16 protein-coding genes are annotated in these 22188 nt (G+C 64.0%); 10 read left to right on the forward strand and 6 right to left on the reverse strand.

Features of this window, described 5'->3' with window-relative positions; all coding sequences use genetic code 11:
- The first annotated feature begins 4 nt into the window (after window positions 1-4).
- Together ACI2KG_RS03415 and ACI2KG_RS03420 are read left to right on the forward strand one after the other, a co-directional pair.
- Window positions 5-1345, forward strand: a complete 1341-nt coding sequence (locus ACI2KG_RS03415) for an HlyD family type I secretion periplasmic adaptor subunit (RefSeq protein ID WP_404660798.1) — start codon at window positions 5-7, stop codon at window positions 1343-1345.
- Between the two features lies 1 nt (window position 1346).
- Window positions 1347-2675: a TolC family outer membrane protein gene (locus ACI2KG_RS03420; RefSeq protein ID WP_404660799.1), complete on the forward strand. Its 1329-nt coding sequence runs from the start codon at window positions 1347-1349 to the stop codon at window positions 2673-2675.
- Window positions 2676-3526: 851 nt separating this feature from the next.
- On the opposite strand, the gene ACI2KG_RS03425 is transcribed toward ACI2KG_RS03420, so the two are convergent.
- Window positions 3527-4231, reverse strand: coding sequence for an NrtR DNA-binding winged helix domain-containing protein (locus tag ACI2KG_RS03425; RefSeq protein WP_404660800.1), 705 nt, complete (start codon window positions 4229-4231; stop codon window positions 3527-3529).
- A gap of 138 nt (window positions 4232-4369) precedes the next feature.
- Between ACI2KG_RS03425 and ACI2KG_RS03430 the strand changes: the two genes are divergently transcribed.
- The gene (locus ACI2KG_RS03430) at window positions 4370-5020 is read left to right on the forward strand and encodes an isochorismatase family protein (RefSeq protein ID WP_404660801.1); all 651 of its coding nucleotides are present in this window, start codon (window positions 4370-4372) and stop codon (window positions 5018-5020) included.
- Window positions 5017-6216, forward strand: coding sequence for a nicotinate phosphoribosyltransferase (gene pncB / locus ACI2KG_RS03435; protein WP_404660802.1), 1200 nt, complete (start codon window positions 5017-5019; stop codon window positions 6214-6216). The genes ACI2KG_RS03430 and pncB overlap by 4 nt, the downstream gene beginning before the upstream one ends.
- A 114-nt stretch (window positions 6217-6330) precedes the next feature.
- Here pncB and ACI2KG_RS03440 read toward each other — a convergent pair whose 3' ends face one another.
- Window positions 6331-7218 (reverse strand): LysR family transcriptional regulator, encoded by an 888-nt coding sequence (locus tag ACI2KG_RS03440; RefSeq protein ID WP_404660803.1) that lies wholly within the window; start codon window positions 7216-7218, stop codon window positions 6331-6333.
- Window positions 7219-7329: 111 nt separating this feature from the next.
- Here ACI2KG_RS03440 and ACI2KG_RS03445 point away from each other — a divergent pair, with 111 nt between their 5' ends.
- From ACI2KG_RS03445 to ACI2KG_RS03455, 3 genes are all read left to right on the forward strand, one after another.
- Window positions 7330-8391 carry a YeiH family protein gene (locus tag ACI2KG_RS03445; RefSeq protein ID WP_404660804.1) on the forward strand — a complete coding sequence of 354 codons (1062 nt, stop codon included), beginning with the start codon at window positions 7330-7332 and terminating at the stop codon, window positions 8389-8391.
- A gap of 140 nt (window positions 8392-8531) precedes the next feature.
- Complete coding sequence (gene ppnN / locus ACI2KG_RS03450) at window positions 8532-9905, forward strand: nucleotide 5'-monophosphate nucleosidase PpnN (RefSeq protein WP_404660805.1); 1374 nt, start codon at window positions 8532-8534, stop codon at window positions 9903-9905.
- 727 nt (window positions 9906-10632) lie between these two features.
- Window positions 10633-13716 carry an autotransporter domain-containing protein gene (locus tag ACI2KG_RS03455; RefSeq protein ID WP_404660806.1) on the forward strand — a complete coding sequence of 1028 codons (3084 nt, stop codon included), beginning with the start codon at window positions 10633-10635 and terminating at the stop codon, window positions 13714-13716.
- 113 nt (window positions 13717-13829) lie between these two features.
- Here the strand turns inward: ACI2KG_RS03455 and ACI2KG_RS03460 are convergent, their stop codons facing one another.
- The 3 genes from ACI2KG_RS03460 to ACI2KG_RS03470 form a co-directional block, all read right to left on the reverse strand.
- On the reverse strand, window positions 13830-15404 hold the full coding sequence (locus ACI2KG_RS03460; RefSeq protein ID WP_404660807.1) for an aldehyde dehydrogenase (NADP(+)): 1575 nt from the start codon (window positions 15402-15404) through the stop codon (window positions 13830-13832).
- A gap of 204 nt (window positions 15405-15608) precedes the next feature.
- Window positions 15609-16598 (reverse strand): AraD1 family protein, encoded by a 990-nt coding sequence (gene araD1, locus ACI2KG_RS03465; protein ID WP_404660808.1) that lies wholly within the window; start codon window positions 16596-16598, stop codon window positions 15609-15611.
- Window positions 16599-16626: 28 nt separating this feature from the next.
- Complete coding sequence (locus ACI2KG_RS03470) at window positions 16627-17934, reverse strand: MFS transporter (protein WP_400621649.1); 1308 nt, start codon at window positions 17932-17934, stop codon at window positions 16627-16629.
- A gap of 186 nt (window positions 17935-18120) precedes the next feature.
- Here ACI2KG_RS03470 and ACI2KG_RS03475 point away from each other — a divergent pair, with 186 nt between their 5' ends.
- Window positions 18121-19854 (forward strand): IlvD/Edd family dehydratase, encoded by a 1734-nt coding sequence (locus ACI2KG_RS03475; RefSeq protein ID WP_404660809.1) that lies wholly within the window; start codon window positions 18121-18123, stop codon window positions 19852-19854.
- 482 nt (window positions 19855-20336) lie between these two features.
- Complete coding sequence (locus ACI2KG_RS03480) at window positions 20337-21059, forward strand: FadR/GntR family transcriptional regulator (protein WP_400621655.1); 723 nt, start codon at window positions 20337-20339, stop codon at window positions 21057-21059.
- A 27-nt stretch (window positions 21060-21086) separates the two neighbouring features.
- On the opposite strand, the gene ACI2KG_RS03485 is transcribed toward ACI2KG_RS03480, so the two are convergent.
- Complete coding sequence (locus ACI2KG_RS03485; RefSeq protein WP_404660810.1) at window positions 21087-21428, reverse strand: hypothetical protein; 342 nt, start codon at window positions 21426-21428, stop codon at window positions 21087-21089.
- Window positions 21429-21808: 380 nt separating this feature from the next.
- On the opposite strand from ACI2KG_RS03485, the gene ACI2KG_RS03490 reads away from it, so the two are divergent.
- Window positions 21809-21973 carry a hypothetical protein gene (locus ACI2KG_RS03490; protein WP_404660811.1) on the forward strand — a complete coding sequence of 55 codons (165 nt, stop codon included), beginning with the start codon at window positions 21809-21811 and terminating at the stop codon, window positions 21971-21973.
- The last annotated feature ends 215 nt before the right edge of the window (window positions 21974-22188 follow it).

The raw sequence follows: 22188 nt of genomic DNA on the forward strand, positions 1-22188 counted from the left end.
GATCATGCACATGGCTCAACATTCCGAATTGATCCCCGCCGAAGCCAGGGAGCTGATCGACCTGGATGCAGGCCGCCCGGCACGCTGGGGCGTGTGGCTGGTCATCGCCGGCTTTGGCGGTTTCCTGCTGTGGTCGTGCCTGGCGCCACTGGACGCTGGCGTGGTCGCCACCGGCACGGTGAAAATCACCAGCAACCGCAAGGCGGTGCAGCACCTGACCGGTGGCACGGTTGAGGCGATCCTGGTGCGCGAAGGCGATGTGGTGAACAAAGGCCAGGAACTGGTACGCCTCGACTCGCTGCGCGCCGTGGCCGAACAAGGCGCGCTAAGCGCCCAGTACATCGTCAGCAAGACCGTGGAAAACCGCCTGGAAGCCGAGCGCGACGGCCGCGACACGGTCACCTTCGACCCGGCCCTGCTCAAGCACTATGGCAGCGACCCGCGCCTGCTAGCGGCCATGGACCTGCAACAGCGCCTGCTCGACACCCGCCGCGCGGGCCTGGCCGGCGAGGTGAGCATTCTTGAAGAAAACCTCACCGCCTCGGCCGTGCAGCTCAAGGGCCTGCAGCAGGTGTACGGTGCCCGCGCCTCGCAGATCGGCTTTCTCAACCAGGAACTGCAAGGCACCCGGGTGCTGGCCGCCGAAGGCTACGTACCACGCAACCGCCTGCTGGAGCTGGAGCGCAGCAATGCCGACCTGTCGGCCGGCCAGGCCGAGAACCTCAACAACATCGCCCGCGCCCGCAGCCAGGCCACCGAGATCAAGCTGCGCATCCTGCAGCGCCAGCACGATTACCTGAAAGAAGTGGAGTCGCAGCTGACCGACACCGCCAAGGAAAACACCACCCTGGCCGACCGCCTGCGCGCCCTGGATTACGAAGTGACGCATACGGTGATCCGCTCGCCGATCGACGGCATGGTCCAGGCCCTGAGCATTGCCACGGTCGGCGGCATCATCCAGCCGGGCGCGAAGATCATGGAAGTGGTGCCGCTAGACCAGCCGCTGCAGGTCGATGCGATGATCCCGGTGCAAGCCATCGACAAGATGGTCCCGGGCCTGGCCGTGGACATCGCCTTTCCGGCCTTCAACCACGCCCAGACGCCGAATATTCCTGGGCGGGTAAAAACCATATCCGCCGACCGCCTGCTCGACGAAGAAAGCAAGCAGCCGTTCTACCTGGCCCAGGTGGAAGTGACTGCAGCCGGCATGGGCCTGCTGGGCAGCAACCACATTCGCCCCGGCATGCCCGCCACCGTCACCATCAAGACCGGCGAGCGCAACCTGCTCAGCTACCTGCTCAAACCGATGCTCGAACGCGTCGACGCTGCGTTCAAGGAGCAATGACATGAAATGCCCGTGCCTGCTGTTGTGCCTGATGGGCGTGGCCGTGCCGGCCAGTGCCATGGACCTTAAAGAAGCCTGGGACCTGTTGCAGTACCAAGGCCCGATCTACCGCGCCGCGGTCCATGAAAAACAGGCCGGCGGCGAAAACCGCGCCATCGGCGAAGCCGGCCTGCTGCCGCAGATCAACGCGGCGGCCTACTTCAACCGGGTCAATGGCAGCCAGCGCCAGAATGGCCAGGACAACGACCTGGATTATGACGCCAAGGGTGCCAACGTGCGCCTGCGCCAACCGTTGTTCAACAAGCAGAAAATGGCCGAGTACCGCCAGGGCCAGCAACGCGCCGACTACAGCGTGGCGGTGTTCGACGCCAAGAGCCAGGATGCGGCAGTGCGCCTGGCCGACGCCTATTTCGACGTGCTGCTGGCCAGCGAAACCATCACCCTGGCCAAGGCCAAGCTGACGGCGTTCGAAGAACAGCTGGCTTCGGCGAAGCGGCGCAAGGAACTGGGCGCCGGCACCATCACCGACGTCGACGAATCGGTTGCCCGCCGCGACTTGGCCGAAGCCGACCTGATCGACGCGCAGGACAACCTGGTCAACGCCCGACGCAAACTGGAGGAATACATTGGCGAAACCCCGCAGGCGCTGACCACCTTGCAGCCGGGCTTCGCCACGCCACCGCTGATGCCGGGCAACCTGCAGGACTGGCTGGTCAAGGCCCAGGCCGACAGCCCGCTGATTCATGCGCGCCGGCACAACTACGAGCTGGCCGAGGAAGAGGTCAACCGCGCCCGTGCCGGGCACTATCCGACCCTGGACTTTGTGGCGGGCTATACCGCCGGCAGTAGCCAGTCGATCTCGGAACTGAACCAGCGCAACCACTACAGTTCGATCGGCCTGGAGCTGAACATTCCGCTGTACAGCGGCGGCAGCACCAGCGCCCTCACCCGCCAGGCCAGCGCCAACAGCTCCAAGGCCCTGGACGAACTGGATGCCACGCGCCAGGAGGTCATTTCCGACACCACCCGCGAGTACCGCGGCGTGCAGAGCGGCGCCCTGCGCGTGCATGCGCTGGAAAAGGCCGTGGCCTCCAACGAACGCTCGCTGACCTCGACCCGCAAGGGCTTCAAGGAAGGCGGCACCAGCACCAACTCGGACGTGCTCAATGCCGAAGAACTGCTGTATGACGCCCGCCATGACCTGTTCGAGGCCAAGCTGAACTACCTGATGGCCAGGCTACGCCTGGCCTCGTCGGTCGGCAGCCTGGGGGATGATGATATCGAGCAGATCAACGGTTACCTGGGGCCGGAGTTGATGGTGAGCAATTGATGGCTGGGAAGATGGAGGCCGGCCAATCGAATGCCCACCAATAACGGGTGAATGATCGGCTGTGCCGAGATATCCACCCCAACTCGGAACGGCCGTGCTTTTGATCTTGCTTTTGATCTTGCTTCTAAGCGCGCGATAGTTCAGGCGACACAAATTGCGACTTCAGGAGGCCGAGCGGAGGGCTTGCGGAGGGAGGTGACGGGCATGGATGCCCGTCAAGCGCTGAGGCCCCATGGATGGGGCCTGCAGCGCGTACTCCCGGGAGCAAGCCCGTAGCGAGGGAACCCCGGAGCGCAGCGTAGGGGCCGGATGATGGGAGCGCACGGTTTTTGGTTCCTTTTTGCCACGACAAAAAGGAACTCGCCGTAAGGGCGAAAAGGTGAGTGAGCGTCGCCATCGCAGAAAGCTTTTTCACTGTATCGAAACCAACGCTTAAGCTTTTAACTTTATGGGATGTGGGCATTCGCATCGCGCAGACATTCGTAATGCGCAGGTGGCGCTAAGTCACCTTTCCGCCCTTCCGGCGGGTCCCTTTTTGTCGTGGCATAAAGGAACCAAAAACCGTCGGCTCCCATCATCCGGCCCCTACGCTCCGCTCCGGGGTCCCCTCGCTACGGGCTTGCTCCCGGGAGTACGCGCTGCAGGCCCCGTCCCTGGGGCCTCAGCGCTTGACGGGCATCCATGCCCGTCACCTCCCTCCGCAAGCCCTCCGCTCGGCCTCCTGAAGTCGCAATTTGTGTCGCCTGAACTATCGCGCGCTTAGAAGCAAAAGCCGAAGCAAGAGCAAGAGCAAGAGCAAGAGCAAGAGCAAGAGCAAGAGCAAGGGCAAGCGCAAGCGCAAGAAATGTGAGCTAAGCGCCTTCAGGCAGCAGGCTGCGGTCAAACATGAATGCCCGATCGCCCTGCGGCGTGTACTGGTACAACTGCTGCGGCCGGCCCAGCTTCGGCTGGTTCTTTTTCCCGGTGTCCCTCACCCAGCCCAGCTCGCGCAAGCGCTCCAGGCGTTTGCGCAGCGAGGTGCCGTTCACTGCCTGCCCCAGGCACGCCTGCACTGCCCCCAATGCATCGAGCACGGTGAATTTCTCCGCCAGCAGGTACAGCGGCAGGCTGCTGTAAACGGTCTTCGCGGCCAGCCGCTCGCGGGCGCGCTCTACCAGCAGGTTGTGATCGAACGGCAACAGCACCTTGCGCGCCAGCACGCTTTCCACGTCGAAAAACGCCAATTGCTCACCTTCGGCCACCTGCCCCGGGTCGAGCAAAGCCAGGTAATAGGTGCTGAGCGACCAGCCCCGTGGATCACGGAAAGCATTGCCCTCGGTGCCCACCTGCTCCATGTAGCGAGGCACAACTTGGGTTTTCTCACGTAGCGCACGTTCGGCGGCAGCTTCCAGGCTGGTATCAGCGGTGCGGCCATTGACGATTACGCCGGGCAGCGCCCACTGGCTGGCATGCGGCTCGCGCTCTCGGCGGTGCAACAACACTTGCAGATGCTGCGCACCAGGCGCCAGGCGCAGGGCAACGATATCGACACTGGCCAGAACTTCGACTGTACTCACCGGGCAACTCCTTGTTCAGTGCCGCAATATTCCACCAGAGCATCTAAATAAGGCAACCAGAAAACGCGGTAACAAAGTCGCTTGACACACATAATGCACCAGGTGAATTATATAGGCATTCCAGCAAGGAGAACCGCCATGAAGATCGCCAGTTTCGATGTCGACGCCCAGAACGGCTTCACCCGCAACGCGCCGCAAGAGCTGCCCGTGCCCGAAGGCGACGAAATCGCGCTTGATCTGAATGCCATGGCCCTGCGTGCCGACCTGCGCCTGGGCAGCAAGGACGCCCACCCGGCCAACGCCGCCTGGGTGGTCGCCGACCCCGCGCACATGCTGCAGCCCTTGCAATTGGCCAACGCCGACCTGACCTGGGTCAGCCACTGCGTGCCCGGCACCCCGGGCTTCGAGCTGCTGCCCGGGCTGCCCGCCCCCATCGACTACGACTATTTCGTGTGGAAAGGCGTCGAGCCCGATCTGCACCCCTACGGCGCCTGTTACCACGATCTGGCTGAACGGCGCTCCACCGGGGTAATCGAATACCTCAAGGTGCAGCAGGTAAGTACGGTGATCGTCGGTGGCCTGGCCCTGGATTACTGCGTCAAGACCACTGCCCGCCAGTTGCGCCAGGCCGGCTTTCAGGTGCTGCTGTATCTGCCGGCCTGCCGCGCGCTGACCCAGGCCGGTGCCATCGAGGCGTGTGGCGCCCTGGCCGCCGAGGGCGTGATCCTCTGCGGCGACGAAGCCGCGCTCGACCACCAGCTTGCCCTGATCAAGGAAGACCGCCCATGAGCGAAAGTGTTTTCGGCCCACGCATCATCCAGAACCTGCTGGACACCGACTTCTACAAAATCACCATGATGCAGGCGGTGCTGCACAACTACCCCAACGCCGAAGTGGAGTGGGAGTTTCGTTGCCGCAATGGTGAAGACCTGTCCCCGTACCTGGCAGAAATCCGCTACCAGATAGAGCAACTGGCCGAGGTCACGGTCACCCATGACCAGTTGGCCTATCTGGAGAAAATCCCGTTCCTGAAACCGGACTTCATCCGCTTTCTAAGCCTGTTCCGTTTCAACCTGCGCTACGTGCAGGTGGGCCTGGACAGCACCGGTCAGCTGGCAATCCGCGTACGCGGGCCGTGGTTGCACGTGATCCTCTACGAAATCCCGTTGCTGGCGATCATCAGCGAGGTGCGTAACCGCTACCGCTATCGTGAAGTGGTGATCGAGCAGGTCGGCGAGCGCCTGTACCAGAAGCTCGACTGGCTGAAGGCCCAGGCCAGTGCCGATGAACTGGCCGGCTTTCAGCTGGCCGACTTCGGCACGCGGCGGCGCTTCTCCTACCGGGTGCAGGAAGAGGTGGTGCACATTCTCAAGCACGACTTCCCGGGCCGCTTCGTCGGCACCAGCAATGTGCACCTGGCCCGCGAATTCGAGCTCAAACCGCTCGGCACCATGGCCCACGAATGGTTCATGGCCCACCAGCAGCTTGGCCCGCGCCTGGTCGATAGCCAGGCCGCCGCGTTGGAGTGCTGGGTGCGGGAGTACCGCGGGCTGCTGGGCATCGCCCTGACCGACTGCATCACCATGGATGCGTTCCTCGGCGATTTCGACCTGTACTTCGCCAAGCTGTTCGACGGTTTGCGGCATGACTCGGGCGACCCGCTGGCCTGGGCGGAAAAGGCCATTGCCCACTATGAGCGGCTGGGGATCGACCCTAGGAGCAAGACCCTGATTTTTTCTGATGGGCTAGATTTTGCCAAGGCGCTGGAGCTGTATCGGGCGCTGCATGAGCGGATCAACGTGAGCTTTGGCATTGGCACCCGGCTGACCTGCGATATCCCGGGGGTGGAGCCGATGAACATCGTGATCAAGATGACCGACTGCAATGGGGCACCGGTGGCGAAGATTTCCGACAGCCCGGGCAAGACCCAGTGCCGGGATGAGAATTTTGTTGCCTATATGAAGCATGTCTTCAAGGTGAGTTGATGGTGCCTGTGCGGGCCTCTTCGCGGGTAAACCCGCTCCCACAGGGATATCACTACCCTTGAAACCTGTGCTGTCACTGTGGGAGCGGGTTCACCCGCGAAGAGGCCAGCACAATCAACCCACCTCTTTCATACCAACACACAACTCAAAAAAGCGCGCCGCCGCCCGCGACGGCGCGGCCGCATGCGGCATCAATATGGAAAACCGCCTGATCAACGCCTGCGGCACCACCTGCAACCGGTGCAACGCCCCATCTTCATGGCGGATCGACATCGCTGACACAAAACCGATCCCCATCCCGGCCCGCACCGCCTCTTTCACCCCTTCCACCCCGGCAATTTCCAGTGCCACACGCATGGCCACGCCATCCCGGGCAAACGCCCGCTCGACGATCTGCCGCACGCCCGAGCCGCTCTCACGCAGCACCAACGGGTAGGCACCAAGCGACGCCAGCGCCTGCTGTTCACTCCCTGCCAAGGGGTGCCCACGCGGCACAATCGCCACGATCTCGTCCTCGCGCCACGCCGTCACCTCGGTCCCCAACGGCAGCTCCTGCCCAGGCGGGCCTTCAATGAGGGCGATATCGACACTGTCCAGGGCGGCGACGATCTCGGTGGTGTTGCCATGCGAGGTAGTCACCACCACGTCTGGATAACGCCCCTGAAAATCGGCGATCAGGTAGGGCAACAGGTAGCTGGCCGGCGTGGTGCTGGCGCCGATGCGCAAGGTGCCTCGCTCCAGCCCATGCATGGCCTCGCGCAGCGCCTGGGCCTGGCGGAAGGTTTCACGCAGGCGCTCGGCATGCGCCAGCAATTGTTCGCCAGCCGCCGTCAGCCGCACACCGCGCCCGGCACGTTGGTAAAGGGGCTCGCCAAACGCCTCCTGCAACAGCTTGAGCTGGCCAGATACCGCCGGCTGTGACAAGTGCAGGGCCTGGGCCGCATGGCTGATGTTGCCGTACTCGGCAACCGTGGCAAACGTTATCAGCTGTTCTGGGGTCATATTTAAAAAATATCAGCTATCCGGATATTTGCCATTCTAAATTACGATTTTTTATAAGCTTATAACCAGATTAACGTAGGCCTTGTCGAAACACCTTTCCGGAGGACTCACATGGCCACGGTTCCGTCCAACCCTGCTTTTGCCCCTACCCTTTCTACCAAAGGGCGGCTCAATGGCATTCTTTTCGTCGCGCTGTTCGCGCTGGCGGTCACGCAACTGGCAGCCATGCCCGCCATCGCCAACCTCGGCATCAGCCCGCTGATTGTCGGTATCGTCGCCGGTGCGCTGTATGGCAATGCACTGCGCGACGGCGTACCGGCAAGCTGGGCGGCAGGCATCAACTTTTCCGCACGCGGCCTGTTGCGCATTGCCGTGGCGTTCTTTGGGCTGCGGGTTAGCCTGCAGGAAATTGCCGAAGTCGGCTGGTCGGGCCTCATCGTTTCGCTGCTGGTGGTGAGCAGTACCCTGCTGATCGGCCTGTGGTGCGGGATGAAAGTGTTCAAGCTGGACCGCGATACTGCCTTGCTGACTGCCGCCGGTAGCGCCATCTGCGGCGCGGCGGCCGTGCTGGCTTTCGAGTCGGCACTGCGCAGCGCCCCGCACAAGAGCGCCATGGCGGTAGGTAGCGTGGTGCTGTTCGGCACCTTGTCGATGTTGCTCTACCCGCTGGCGATCAACGCCGGCTGGCTGCACCTGGACACCATGGGCGCCGGGCTGTTGCTGGGCGGCACCCTCCACGAAGTGGCGCAGGTGGTCGGCGCGGCCAGCAACGTCAGCCCCGAGGCTACGCATATCGCCACCATCGTCAAGATGACCCGGGTAATGCTGCTGGTGCCGGTGCTGCTGGTGGTGGGCCTGTGGATCAGCCGCTCGCGCCAGGCTGGCCAGGCGCAGGGCAACGGGCGCATTGCCATGCCCTGGTTCGCCTTCGGCTTCCTCGCATTGGTACTGGTGAACTCGCTGCAGGTGCTGCCCGGCAGCGTGACCCAGGCGGTCAACAGCCTGGACACCTTTGCCCTGACCATGGCCATGACCGCGCTGGGCATGGAAACCCGCTTCAGCCAGATCCGCCAGGCCGGGCCACGGGCGCTGGCTACCGGGGCGATTCTCAACCTTTGGCTGGTTGGTGGGGGTTTGGCGATTACCCTGGGGGTGCAGAAGCTGTTGGGCTGACCTTGGACCGAGTCGCCTGGTTCGCGGGTGAACCAGGCGACTCGGTCTTAAGCTTTTTCACAGCCCCCCTCGTTGCCGTCCACATTTCTAGGTATGGTGTTGTCAAAGAAGGATGTTTTACCCGCACAGGAAAGACTTAGATGCCTCAACGCCATGTCATCAATGCATCCGTCAGCCCCAAAGGCAGCCTGGAGACGCTGTCACAACGTGAAGTGCAGCAACTGAGTGAAGTCGGTACCGGTAGCCTCTACACCCTGTTCCGCCAGTGCGCCCTGGCCATCCTCAATACCGGCGCCCATGTCGACAATGCCAAGACCATCCTCGAGGCCTATCAGGACTTCGAGGTACGCATCCACCAACAGGACCGCGGTGTACGCCTGGAGCTGCTGAATGCCCCGGCCGATGCCTTCGTCGATGGCGAAATGATCGCCAGCACCCGTGAAATGCTGTTCAGCGCCCTGCGCGACATCGTCTACACCGAAAGCGAGCTGGCCAGCCAGCGCATCGACCTGGAAAGCTCCCAGGGCATCACCGATTACGTCTTCCACCTGCTGCGCAACGCCCGCACCCTGCGCCCGGGCGTGGAGCCGAAGATGGTGGTGTGCTGGGGTGGCCACTCGATCAGCAGCGAGGAATACCAATACACCAAGAAGGTCGGCCACGAGCTGGGCCTGCGCAAGCTGGACGTGTGTACCGGCTGCGGCCCGGGCGTCATGAAGGGCCCGATGAAAGGCGCCACCATCGCCCACGCCAAGCAGCGCATGCATGGCAGCCGCTACCTGGGCCTGACCGAGCCGGGCATCATCGCTGCCGAGGCGCCTAACCCGATCGTCAACGAACTGGTGATCCTGCCGGACATCGAGAAGCGCCTGGAAGCCTTCGTGCGGGTCGGCCACGGCATCATCATCTTCCCCGGCGGGGCCGGTACGGCAGAGGAATTCCTCTACCTGCTGGGCATCCTCATGCACCCGGACAACCACGACCTGCCGTTCCCGGTGGTACTCACCGGCCCGCGCAGTGCCGAGCCGTACCTGCAACAGCTGCACGCCTTCGTCGGCGCCACCTTGGGCGAGGCGGCGCACCGCCTGTACGAAATCATCATCGACGACCCGGCCGAAGTTGCCCGGCACATGGTCGAAGGGCTCAAGGAGGTGAAGCAGTTCCGCCGCGAGCGCAACGATGCCTTCCACTTCAACTGGCTGCTGAAGATCGAAGAAAGCTTCCAGCGCCCGTTCGACCCGACCCACCAGGCCATGGCCGAGCTGGACCTGCGCCGCGAGCTGCCACCGCATGAACTGGCGGCCAACCTGCGCCGGGCGTTTTCTGGCATCGTCGCCGGCAATGTCAAGGACAAGGGCATCCGCCTGATCGAAGAACACGGCCCGTACCAGATCCACGGCGACAGCGCCGTCCTCGACCCGCTGGGCCGGCTGCTGCAGGCGTTCGTCGACCAGCACCGGATGAAGCTGCCTGGCGGCGCCGCGTACGTGCCTTGTTACCAGGTAGCAACCTGACCGCGCCTTGCTGAAATCTAAGCTTGCCGCCATGCCCCTGTGGGTTGGCCATCGATAGCCTGAGTGCCGCGATGACTGACCTACGGGGGTTTGACAATAAGTGATGTGCAGCGCCATGGGAGCGGGTTCACCCGCGACCGTGCCGGGCGGTTAGCCGTTCAATACCTCAAGCACGGTTCAGCACGGTTGCCGCTGAGGAGCGGCTTTAGCCGCGAACACCAGCACAGCCGGTGCCATGCACCGCGCTGGTTTCTTCGCGGGTGAACCCGCTCTCATAGAACAAACTCTAACTTATTGATTTGGTGAAACTTGTGGGAGCGGGCTTGTCCCGCGAACACCGGCAAAGCCGGTGCCAGACACCGCGTTGCCTGCTTCGCGGGACAAGCCCGCTCCCACAATGGCCATTGTTCTCTGCGAGACAGCGCAGCCCGGAAGGGCTGGGTGATCTCCCACAGGGATCATCACGTTCCTCGACGAAGATGTAACAACTGTAGGAGCGGCTTTAGCCGCGAACACCGGCGCAGCCGGTGCCATGCACCACAGTGCATGCCCGCAGCACGCTGTGCGCCACGTCTCATTCTGCAAGCAGCTAGCACATGCGTACTATTCTCATCGCAGAAAGCCCTCCCCGATACTCCCAGCGTTAATCCGTTGCACATATGGAACGCCATCGCCCCCAGCGCTGGCCGCCACCTGCGTGGCATCTAATGGAGTATCTGGAGTTTCTATGAATCCCCTTTTCCGACTTTCCCCACTTACGTTCGCGATCACACTCGCCATGCTGCCGGGTGCCCACGCAGCGGACTACATCCTCGACAGCGGTGAAGACACCATCAGCAGTGACCGTGCCTACGATGGCACAGTGTCCCTGCGCCCCGGCAACGGCGTCCCCGCCACACTCACCCTCAACAACGGCGCCGAACTGACCAGCAGAGGTGGGCGGATCGGTGGCTCGTCCACCAACAGCGAAGCGGCTACCGCCATGGCAACGGTCACAGTCCAGGGCCCTGGAACCCGCTGGCTGGTGCCGCGCACCACTGCCGTCCTGGGTAACACCATCGTCGTCGGTGGTGCTGGTCAGGGTACGCTCAACGTGCTCGACGGCGGCGAAGTGCTCGTGCGCGACCTGCAGATGGGCGACAACGGCAATGCCGGCAATAGCCTGTCCCGGGCAAACCTGCTGGTAAGCGGTGAAGGCTCGAAAGTGGATGCCGTCAACGTGACTGCCAGCGGCACCTTCCGGTACGACACGCGCATCACCTTGAAGGATGGCGGCCAGCTTGCCAGCGAACGCGTGAACATCAACTCGACCAGCGAGCTGTCCGGAGCCAACACGCGCTGGGACAATACCGGCCGCTTCGTCAACCGCTACGACCTCAGCCTGAGCGATGGCGCAGTGTTGACCAGCGACACAATGGAACTGGGCTCGGTCAACCTCAGCCGCAATAGTGTGGTGAGCGTGTCCGGCGAAGGCACGCGCCTGGCCACGCGCGCGCTGACCTTGGGCACCACCGCCAGGACCACCAACCTGGTGTTGGCCAACGGCGCCGAGCTTAGCAGCACCGAAGGCATCGACATCAGCGTGCTGGACAACGTCAACTCGGCTGGGCGCGGTACACTCAGCATCGGCGGTGGCGTGGTCAGGGACGAGAGCCGCACCGACATCGACGCCATCACCGCCAGCGAAGCACAAGCCGCCGGCCGCCTTGACCCACTGACGGCAATCCGCTTCGGTGCCAGCGGCGGTGCGCTGGCCTTCAACCACACCGACAGCGACCTGCAACTGAGCAACACCATCAGCGGTGCTGGCCGTGTGTATGCCTTCAGCGGCGACACCACCCTGAGCGGCGACCTGACCGGGATGTCTGGCAGCACGGTAGTGCGAGGCGGGCGCCTGGTGCTGGCCGGCGATGTCGACCAGAGCAACCCGCGCGGCACCTCGCTGCTGAGCGTCGGTAACGGCACCCTGGTGGTCAACGGCACCGTCGGCCACACCGATGCTGCCGGCAACTACAGCAACCGCGCGCAGGTACTGGACGGCGGTGTGCTGGCCGGTATCGGCCAGGTCGGCAGCACCCAGGTGGCCTCGGGCGGTACCCTGTCGCCAGGTGAAGGCGCGCTGGGCACCCTGAAGATCAACGGCGACCTGGACATGGCAGCCGGCTCGCGTTACGCCGCCGATATCGCCGGTGATGGCGGCTCAGACCGCGTCAATGTCAGCGGCACCGCGACCTTGCGTGGCACACGGGTCGATGTCACCACACTGAACGACGCACAAAGCTACCAGACCGGGCAAACCTACACCCTGCTGGCCGCCCAGGGCGGCGTGGTGGACGGCGCTGCCGCTGGCACGGCCTATGCCGAAGCATTTACCAACTCGGCGTTCCTCAACGTCAGCCTGCAGCGCACGGCCAATGAACTGAACCTGACCATCGCGCAGAAGACCACGCCGCCCGTTGAGCCACCTGTTGAGCCGCCGGTCGAGCCGCCTGTGGAGCCACCGGTTACGCCTCCGGTAGAGCCACCTGTCGAACCGCCCGTTACGCCTCCGGTGCAGCCGCCTGTAGAACCACCGGTTACGCCTCCGGTAGAACCACCGGTACAGCCACCGGTTGAGCCACCAGTGCAGCCCCCGGTACAACCACCGGTGCAGCCGCCAGAAACCGGCGGGCCAGGCACCCCGGGCATCTTCCAGACCGTGGCGCTTACCGAAAACCAGTGGAACACTGCTGGCGCACTCAGCGACCTGCAACAGAGCGGCGAACCGCTGCGCCTGTACAACAACCTGCTAGTGCTGGATGCCGACAGCGCTCGCGATGCCATCGACCAGCTTTCCGGCGACTACCACGCCAGCACCGGCACCGCGCTGATCGCCAATAGCCAGGTGGTCTCCGGCGTGCTGGGCACCCGCCTGCGCGACCTGTTCGACAGCAGCAGCGTGCGCATGCCGTTGGGGGCCTCGAATCTTATGCCAACCACCCCTGAAGCACAGGGCGGCGCCTGGGCGCAAACCTTCGGCAACTGGTCGAAGCTGGACGGCAACAACGGTTCCAGCGGTTTGCACCAGCGCACCGGCGGTGTGCTGATTGGCGCCGATGGCAGCATCAACCCGGACTGGCGCGCCGGCGTATACGGTGGCTACAGCCGCACCAAGTTCGACGCCGACGACCGCGATGCCAAGGGCCACAGCGACAACTATCACCTGGGCCTGTACACCGGCGCGCAACTTGACGCCCTGCGTTTGAGCGCAGACGTCGGCTACACCTGGCACAAGCTGGACAGCAAACGCAACGTGGCCTTTGCCGGGTTCAACGACCACCTGAAAGGCAAGCGCGACGCCAACACCTTGCAGGCCAGTACCGAAGCGGCGTACCGCATCGGCCTGGGTGCAGTGGCGCTGGAGCCGTTCGTGGGTGTTTCGTACGTGAAGTACGACGCCGACAGCTTCCATGAAAAAGGCGGTGCCGCAGCGCTGGACGTGTCCAGCGAGAAGCAGGACACCTGGTTCTCCACCGTGGGCATGCGCGCCTCGACACGCACCCGCGTGGCCGATCACGACACCCGGTTCTTCGGTTCGCTGGGCTGGCGTCGTGCCTATGGTGACCTGGACCCGAACAGCACCCAGTCGTTCGCCGGTGGCCCGGACTTCGCGGTGCAGGGCATCGCGCAGACGCGCAACGTGGCGATGACGGAGGTGGGGGCGAAAGTGCAACTGAACCGCCAGACCGATGTAGGGCTGTCGTATCAGGGGCAGTTTGGTTCGGATGCCCGGTTCCATTCGGTGAATGCGGGTATCACGGTTCGCTTCTGAGCCGTTGCGGTGGGGCCTGGTGCCGGGTGACGGCGCCAGGCTATGTAATCGAGGGCACCGGCTTTGCCGGTGTTCGCGGTTAAAGCCGCGCCTGCAAGGTGCAGCGCAAGCCTTCAGGCCAGCGCTTCACGGCTGTGCTGGCCATCGACCAGACGTTGCAGAGCCAGCGGGTTGGCGTTTTTCAGGGCATCGGGGAGCAACGCGTCCGGGTAGTCCTGGTAGCACACCGGGCGCAGGAAGCGGTCGATGGCCAGGGTGCCGACCGAGGTGCCACGGGCATCGGACGTGGCCGGGTATGGGCCGCCATGCACCATCGCGTCACACACTTCGACGCCGGTCGGGTAGCCATTGACCAACAGCCGCCCGGCCTTGCGCTGCAACACCGGCACCAGCGCGGCGAAGCGCTGGAAGTCTTCCGGCTCGGCGATCAAGGTGGCGGTCAGTTGCCCGTGCAGCGCGCGCAAGGCGCGGTGCAGTTCGGCTTCGTCGGCCACTTCGACCACCACGGTAGCAGGCCCGAAAACCTCCTCTTGCAACAGCTCGTCGCCGTTGAGCAGCAGGCTCACGTCGGCCTGGAACAGCTGGGCGTGGGCCTGGTCACCGGCCTGCTCGGCACCGGCCAGATGGCGCACGCCCGGGTGCTGGTGCAGGCGCTGCACGCCGCTGGCATAGCTGCGCAAGGTGCCGGCATTGAGCATGGTCTGCGCGGGCTGGTCCGCCAGTTGCGCAGCCAATACCGCGACGAAGGTGCTGAACGCCTCGCCGGCAACCCCGATGACCAACCCGGGGTTGGTGCAGAACTGCCCGCAGCCCAGTACCACCGAGGCGGCCAGTTCCTTGGCCACCTGCTCGCCGCGGGCCTGCAACGCCGCTGGCAACACCAGCACCGGGTTGATGCTGCTCATTTCGGCAAACACCGGGATCGGCTGCGGGCGTGCTGCCGCCAAGTCGCACAGGGCGCGGCCGCCTTTAAGCGAACCGGTAAAGCCGACCGCCTGAATGGCCGGGTGGCGCACCAGCGCTTCGCCGACACCGGCGCCGTAGATCATGTTGAACACGCCCGCGGGCATGCCGGTGGCGACCGCCGCACGCTCGATGGCTTCGGCCACCTGCTCGGCCGTGGCCATATGGCCGCTGTGCGCCTTGACCACCACCGGGCAGCCGGCCGCCAGCGCTGCGGCGGTGTCGCCGCCGGCGGTGGAGAAGGCCAACGGGAAGTTGCTGGCGCCAAACACGGCCACCGGGCCTACGCCGGTCCGGTACTGGCGCAGGTCCGGGCGTGGCAGCGGCTGGCGCTGTGGCTGCGCGCGGTCGATGCGCGCCCCCAGGTAGTCGCCCCGGCGCAGCACCTTGGCGAACAGGCGCATCTGGTTGCTGGTGCGGCCACGCTCACCCTGGATGCGCCCAGCCGGCAGCGCGGTCTCGCGGCACACGGTGGCGACGAAGGTATCGTCCAGCGCGTCCAGCTGGTCGGCAATGGCCTCCAGAAACTGCGCACGGCGCTCGGGCGCCATGGCGCTGTACTCGGCAAAGGCCGACTCGGCAGCCTGGGCGGCAGCGGCCACCTCCTCAGGGGTGGCCTGGGTGAAGGCCACCGGCAATGCTTCGCCGGTACGCGCATCGAGGCTGTGCAGGCGCACGCTGCCGGCCGCGCTGCGCTGGCCGCCGATGAAGTTGCTTCCAGACATGGTTGACTCCTGTAATTAAGAAAGAGGGCGAAGGTGCATGGCAGTCGGTCAGCTTTCAGGGGGCCGCTTTGCGGCCCATCGCCGGCAAGCCAGCTCCCACAGGGATACCACAGCCTTCGAGACCTGCGCTGTACCTGTGGGAGCTGGCTTGCCGGCGATGGACCGCAAAGCGGTCCCAGCTTCATTGGCTGACCAGCAACATGCTCAAAGGCTTTTCACCAACCCTGGGCGAACCTGCCCGGGCGCGGCGGCAATGCCGTTGCGCAGCGGCTGGCCAAAGGCGTCGAGGCTGACCTCGAAGGTATCCCCCGGGCGCGCCTGGATGCCGTCAGCAAACGACAGCGTGGCGGTGCCGAAATAATGCACATGGATATCGCCAGCCCGCAGGAACTGGTCGTACTTGAAGTGGTGGAATTCAAGGTTCTCGAAGCTGTGGCACATGTTCTGCTCACCCGACAGGAACGGCTTGCTCCACAGCACCTGGCCATCACGCAGAATGCGGCTGGTACCTTCCAGATGGGCCGGCAATGCCCCCAGGCGCAGCTCGGGGCCGAAGCTGCAGGCGCGCAGCTTGGAATGCGCCAGGTACAGGTAGTTGCGCCGCTCCATCACATGGTCGGAGAACTCGTTGCCCAACGCGTAACCCAGGCGGTACGGCGTACCGTCGTCACCGATCAGGTACAGCCCGACCAGCTCGGGTTCCTCGCCCGCATCTTCGGCAAAGGCCGGCAGCGTCAGGTCGGCGCCGGGGCGCACAACAATGCCGCCGTCGCCCTTGTAGAACCACTCCGGCTGCGCGCCCTCCTCGCCCGCTGGTGGTCGCCCGCCCTCCAGGCCCCACTGGAACATGCGCATGCTGTCGGTCACGGCGCCTTCGGCCTGCTGCTGGTGCATCTTGTCGCGGGTGGCGGCGCTGCCCAAGTGGGTCAGCCCGGTGCCGGTCACCAGGCAATGCGCCGGGTCCGGGTGGTCCAGCGGTGGCAACACACGGCCTTCGGCCAGCAGCGCCAGGTAGTCGTGGCGCTCGCCCAGCCCGGCAGCCTGCACTTCGCTGGCCAGGTCACGCCCGGCGGCGATGGCCTGCAGGGCCAACTGGCGGGTGCTGCTGGCGCCGATGACTTCAAGGGCGTACTCGCCCTCCACCACGCCCACGCGGCGCTCGCCGCCGGCGGTTTCGAATTGGATCAATCGCATGCTTGTGCTCGCTTGTCGGTTGCAAAGGTTAGCGGGAGGCTTCGGCCGCCCGTGAAGAAGCCAGGCGCTGGCGGCGCTCCAGGCGGTTGTAGACCACGCCCGTGAGCAGTACCCCGCACAGCATCACCAGCGCCAGGAAATACAGGCCCGACGACAACTGCCCGGTGTGCTCCTTGAGCGCGCCGATACCAAACGGGCCCAGGTAGCCGCCCAGGTTGCCGATCGAGTTGATCAAGGCGATGCCCGCCGCAGCGCTGGCACCGGAAAAGAACCGCCCCGGCAGCGTCCAGAAGATGGCCGTGCATGAGAACAGCGCGAACGCCACCAGGCACAGCGCGGCCAACTGCAGCACCGGCACCGTCAGCCAGGCGCTGAAGAACAGGCCGATGGCACCCAGCGCGTACAGCAGGCCCAGGTGGCCGTAACGGTCGTTCAGGCGGTCGGAGCTGCGCGGCACAATCAGCAGGCCAATGATGCCGAACAGGTAAGGCACCGCCGAGACAAACCCGGTGACCAGGTCACTGCCGCCAAACTGGTGGATCAGCGTCGGCAGCCACAGGCCCAGGCCATAGATGCTCAGGGTCATCGGCAAGTAGAACAGCGCCAGCAACAGCACCCGGCCATCCTTCAGCGCATGCAGCGGGTTGCCATGGCGGGTCTGGCCGAATTCGCGCAGGTCGTTGGCCAGCTGCTCCTGCAGCCAGCTGCGTTGCTCGTCGCTGAGCCAGCGCACCTTGGCAGGCCCGTCCGGCAGCAGGCGCAGGGTGGGCCAGGCCAGCAGCACCGCCGGCGTGCCGATGCAGATGAACAGCCACTGCCAGCCATGCAGGCCGTAGATACCCTCCAGCCCCAACAGCGCGCCGGACAACGGCCCGGTGATCAGCATGGCCAGCGGTTGCGAAAGGATGAAAAAGCCCAGGATCTTGCCGCGGTGGCGCACCGGGTACCACTGGGTGATGTAGTACAGCACCCCCGGGAAGAAGCCCGCCTCGGCGGCCCCCAGCAAAAAGCGCATCACGTAGAAGCCGTTAGGCCCGGTGACAAACGCCATGCCAACGGTGATCGCGCCCCAGGTCAGCAGAATACGGGCGAACCAGCGACGTGCGCCGAAGCGGTCGAGCAACAGGTTGCTCGGCACCTCGAACAGAAAATAACCGATGAAGAACAGCCCGGCGCCCAGGCCATAGGCAGCGTCACCCAGGCCAATGTCGGCGCCCATGTGCAGCTTGGCAAAGCCCACCGCCGAACGGTCGACGTAGGCCACCAGGTACAGCAGAACCAGAAAAGGGATGAGTTTCAGTGTGATCAGGCGGACGAGCCGCTGCTCCTGAATCATGGCGATGTCTCCAATTGTTCTTGTAATGGGCACAGCACCTGGCCGGGGCTTTTTGGCAGACCGCTAACCTGGCGAATCGATCATATAGTATTACTATTTAAAACAACAACCCTTCACAGATGCCTTTTTAGCCGGTAGAGTCAGCCAAATAACGATAGATAGTAATACTAATTAGGTGTCCCGCTCATGTCTGATAACAAACGCCCCCTGCGCTCCGCCCAATGGTTTGGTACCGCCGACAAGAACGGCTTCATGTACCGCAGCTGGATGAAAAACCAGGGCATCCCGGACCACGAATTCCAGGGCAAGCCGATCATCGGCATCTGCAACACCTGGTCCGAGCTGACCCCGTGCAACGCCCACTTCCGCAAAATTGCCGAGCACGTGAAAAAGGGCGTGCTGGAGGCTGGCGGCTTCCCGGTGGAGTTCCCGGTGTTTTCCAGCGGCGAGTCCAACCTGCGCCCTACCGCCATGCTCACCCGCAACCTGGCGAGCATGGATGTGGAAGAAGCCATCCGTGGCAACCCGGTGGACGCCGTGGTGCTGCTGACCGGCTGCGACAAGACCACCCCGGCGCTGCTGATGGGCGCTGCCAGCTGCGACGTGCCCGCGATCGTGGTTACCGGCGGGCCGATGCTCAACGGCAAGCACAAAGGCAAGGACATTGGCGCCGGCACCATCGTCTGGCAGATGCACGAGGCCTATAAAGCCGGCCAGATCGACCTCAACGAGTTCCTTTCCGCCGAGGCCGGCATGTCGCGCTCGGCGGGCACCTGCAACACCATGGGTACCGCGTCGACCATGGCCTGCATGGCCGAAGCGCTGGGCACCTCGCTGCCGCACAACGCCGCCATCCCGGCAGTGGATGCCCGCCGCTACGTGCTCGCCCACCTGTCGGGCATGCGCATTGTCGACATGGTGCGCGAAGACCTGCGCCTGTCGAAAATCCTTACCCGCGAAGCCTTCGAAAACGCCATCCGCGTCAACGCCGCCATCGGTGGCTCGACCAACGCCGTGATCCACCTCAAGGCGATTGCCGGGCGCATTGGCGTAGACCTGCAACTGGAAGACTGGACCCGCGTCGGCCGCGGCACACCGACCTTGGTCGACTTGCAGCCATCGGGGCGCTTCCTGATGGAAGAGTTCTACTACGCCGGCGGCCTGCCTGCGGTCATCCGCCGCCTGGGCGAGCACGGCCTGTTGCCCAACCCCAGCGCGCTGACTGCCAACGGCAAAAGCCTGTGGGACAACTGCCAGGCCGCACCGCTGTATGACGAAGAAGTCATCCGCCCGCTCGACAAATCGCTGGTGGCCGATGGCGGCATCTGCATCTTGCGCGGCAACCTGGCGCCCAAAGGCGCGGTGCTCAAGCCCTCTGCGGCAACCCCGGCGCTAATGCAGCACCGCGGCCGTGCGGTAGTGTTCGAAAACTTCGAGGACTACAAAGCGCGCATCAACGACCCCGAGCTGGACGTGGACGCCAATTCGGTGCTGGTAATGAAGTACTGCGGGCCCAAGGGTTACCCGGGCATGGCCGAGGTCGGCAACATGGGCCTGCCCGCCAAGTTGCTGGCCCAGGGCGTGACCGACATGGTGCGCATCTCCGACGCCCGCATGAGCGGCACGGCCTACGGCACCGTGGTGCTGCACGTCGCGCCCGAGGCCGCTGCGGGCGGGCCACTGGCGGCGGTACGTGAAGGCGACTGGATCGAGCTGGACTGCAAGGAAGGCCGCCTGCACCTGGACATTTCTGCCGAAGAACTGGCCGGCCGCCTGGCCGACCTGCAAGCCCCGCCGCAATTGATCAGCGGCGGTTATGCCAAGCTGTACCTGGACCATGTGATGCAGGCGGATGAAGGGTGTGACTTCGACTTCCTGGTTGGCTGCAGGGGGGCGGCGGTGCCCAAGCATTCGCACTAATAAAGTGATGAAGTGTTCGCCAAGGCTACTGTGCCCTACATCTGCTTCAAGTCAGGCACAGAACCTGTAGGAGCGGCCTTGCGTCGCGATGGGCTGCAAAGCAGCCCCAGCAAGTTTTGCATAAGCGCTGAAACCCTGGGGCTGCTACGCAGCCCATCGCGACACAAGGCCGCTCCTACAATTTCGGGCCAGTTAATCCTGTGGCATTGGCGCGCGCACCTTGGGCGCATGGCTAGAAATCGATGAAAAGCAGCGACACCTTCAATATCGAATGGAACAAACAAAGCAGACCGAGGCGATCTCAAAGGAATAACTGGCCCGAAACAGATGTGGGAGCGGGCTTGCCCCGCGAAGCGCCGCGCGGGCGGCGCTCGGTCTCACAGCCCCTGCAAATACCAAGGCGAACCCCTGGCAGCCCACAGCCCCCCTCACCCACTAATGCTATGATGCCCACCCCGCCCGAAGGACCACCCGCGCCCCCCATGAACTACCGCCAGCCCACCACGCGCAAAAGCATGCACGCCACCCTGGTTCAAGACCTCGGCCTGCAAATCGTCTCTGGCCAACTCGCACCCGGGCAAAAGCTGCCCTCCGAGGCCAGCCTGTGCGAAAGCTACGCGATCAGCCGGCCGGTGTTCCGCGAAGCGATGCGCGCCCTTACCGCCAAGGGCCTGGTCGAAGCCCGCCCGCGGGTTGGCACCCTGGTGCGGCCCCGCCATGACTGGCACATGCTCGACCCCGACGTGCTGCACTGGCTGATGCAGGCCACCCCGCAAAAAGACTTCTTCAACACCCTGTCCAGCGTACGCTGGGTCATCGAACCCGCCGCCGCCGCACTCGCCGCCACCAACGCCACCCGCGAAGACGTCGAGTCAATCGGCGAGGCCTACCAGCGCATGGAAGCCGCGCGCACCCATGAAGAGCGCCTGCAACCCGACCTGGACTTCCACGCCCGCATCGCCGACGCCACCCACAACGACCTGCTGGCCTACCTGTGCAACATGCTGTCGATGGCCCTGCGCGAATCGGTGCGCTACTCCAACCAGCGGCCAAACTTCGACCAGCTCGCCCTGCCCCGGCACAAGGCGATTCTCACCGCTATCCAGAACGGCGACGCGCTCGGGGCGCGGCATGCATCGCTGGTACAACTTGAAGATGCGCGCGTGGCGTTGAGCAAGGTGTTGGGCCAAGACCCGACCAGCTGAAGCAACGCCGCTGATGGCTGGCCCGAGTTACCCGGTACAACGGGTGGAACCCGGCTTGATGTTTTCCGTTTCGCTCCAGGCAGCAGTGGTATTCATTGCGGGCATTCCCGCTTCGGCTATGCCGCGCGCCCGCATAACCCCCCAAGCCAGCGCCCGGGCCTGCGACGCCTTAGGCCAGGCATAGAACGCTTCTTCGTGCAACGCCATGCCAGAACGCGCATACACGCCCACGAACATCTGCGCGACACCGCGGCGCGAAAGCCGCACCTGCACATCGATACACACGCCACCGTCCAACGTTTCTTCATGGCTGCGGTGGTGAAGCGTTGGGTCGACCCACGTCCAGTACACGTTACCCCTTATTCGCATAGAGCCTCCAAGCAACCGGAATTGGTAGTGTCCAGAGTCACGTGGGTTAACCCCTTACTTTCGGATTAACCCGATACAACTGGATCGACCGCGGGCTGCGAGGGATTGCTCCATTTATTTTTCGGTTGCGGTATTTGCTCTCGAAGGGAACAAACAAGGCGAACAGAGGTGACTTAACAGGATGGACTGGCCCGAAACAGATGTGGGAGCGGCCTTGCGCCGCGAAGCGCCGCGCGGGCGGCGCTCGATCTCACAAGCACCCAACATCTCAAGGCATGCATACATGCCCTACGCAGAAATGGGGGTTGCTATGATCCGCGCTCATTTCTGCCGGGTACGCTGCGCGCTATCCAGGCCAATGCAGCCCGCTGGAAGCCCTGATGAACAAATTGATCCTGCCATTCGCCATCTTCTTCGCCGTCCTGACCGTCGGAACGATAGCCGATAATTTTGGGCTGCAGGGCAGCTGGAAGATCGGCCTGCTTTGCCTGGTGGCAGCCACCGTGCAGATCGTAGTCAGCCGGTTTCAGCGGTCAAAGCGATAGTGACGTGACGAGAATTGCCGGAGCCCGGCATGGCTTGAAGCGCGGATTTCCGCATTTGCGATCAGCGTCATCACAACCTGAAGACTTTTCTTTCACCTGTTTTTCACAAAGCTTCAGCGACAATCGCGTCATCCCTACGTGATAGACCTTGCCCGCTTCGGCGGGCTTTCTTTTGCCTGCGATTTCTCTTTCGGCATGCGGTGAATGGCCCGAAT

The sequence above is a fragment of the Pseudomonas sp. NPDC089407 genome (assembly GCF_044900445.1).
GTDB lineage: Bacteria > Pseudomonadota > Gammaproteobacteria > Pseudomonadales > Pseudomonadaceae > Aquipseudomonas.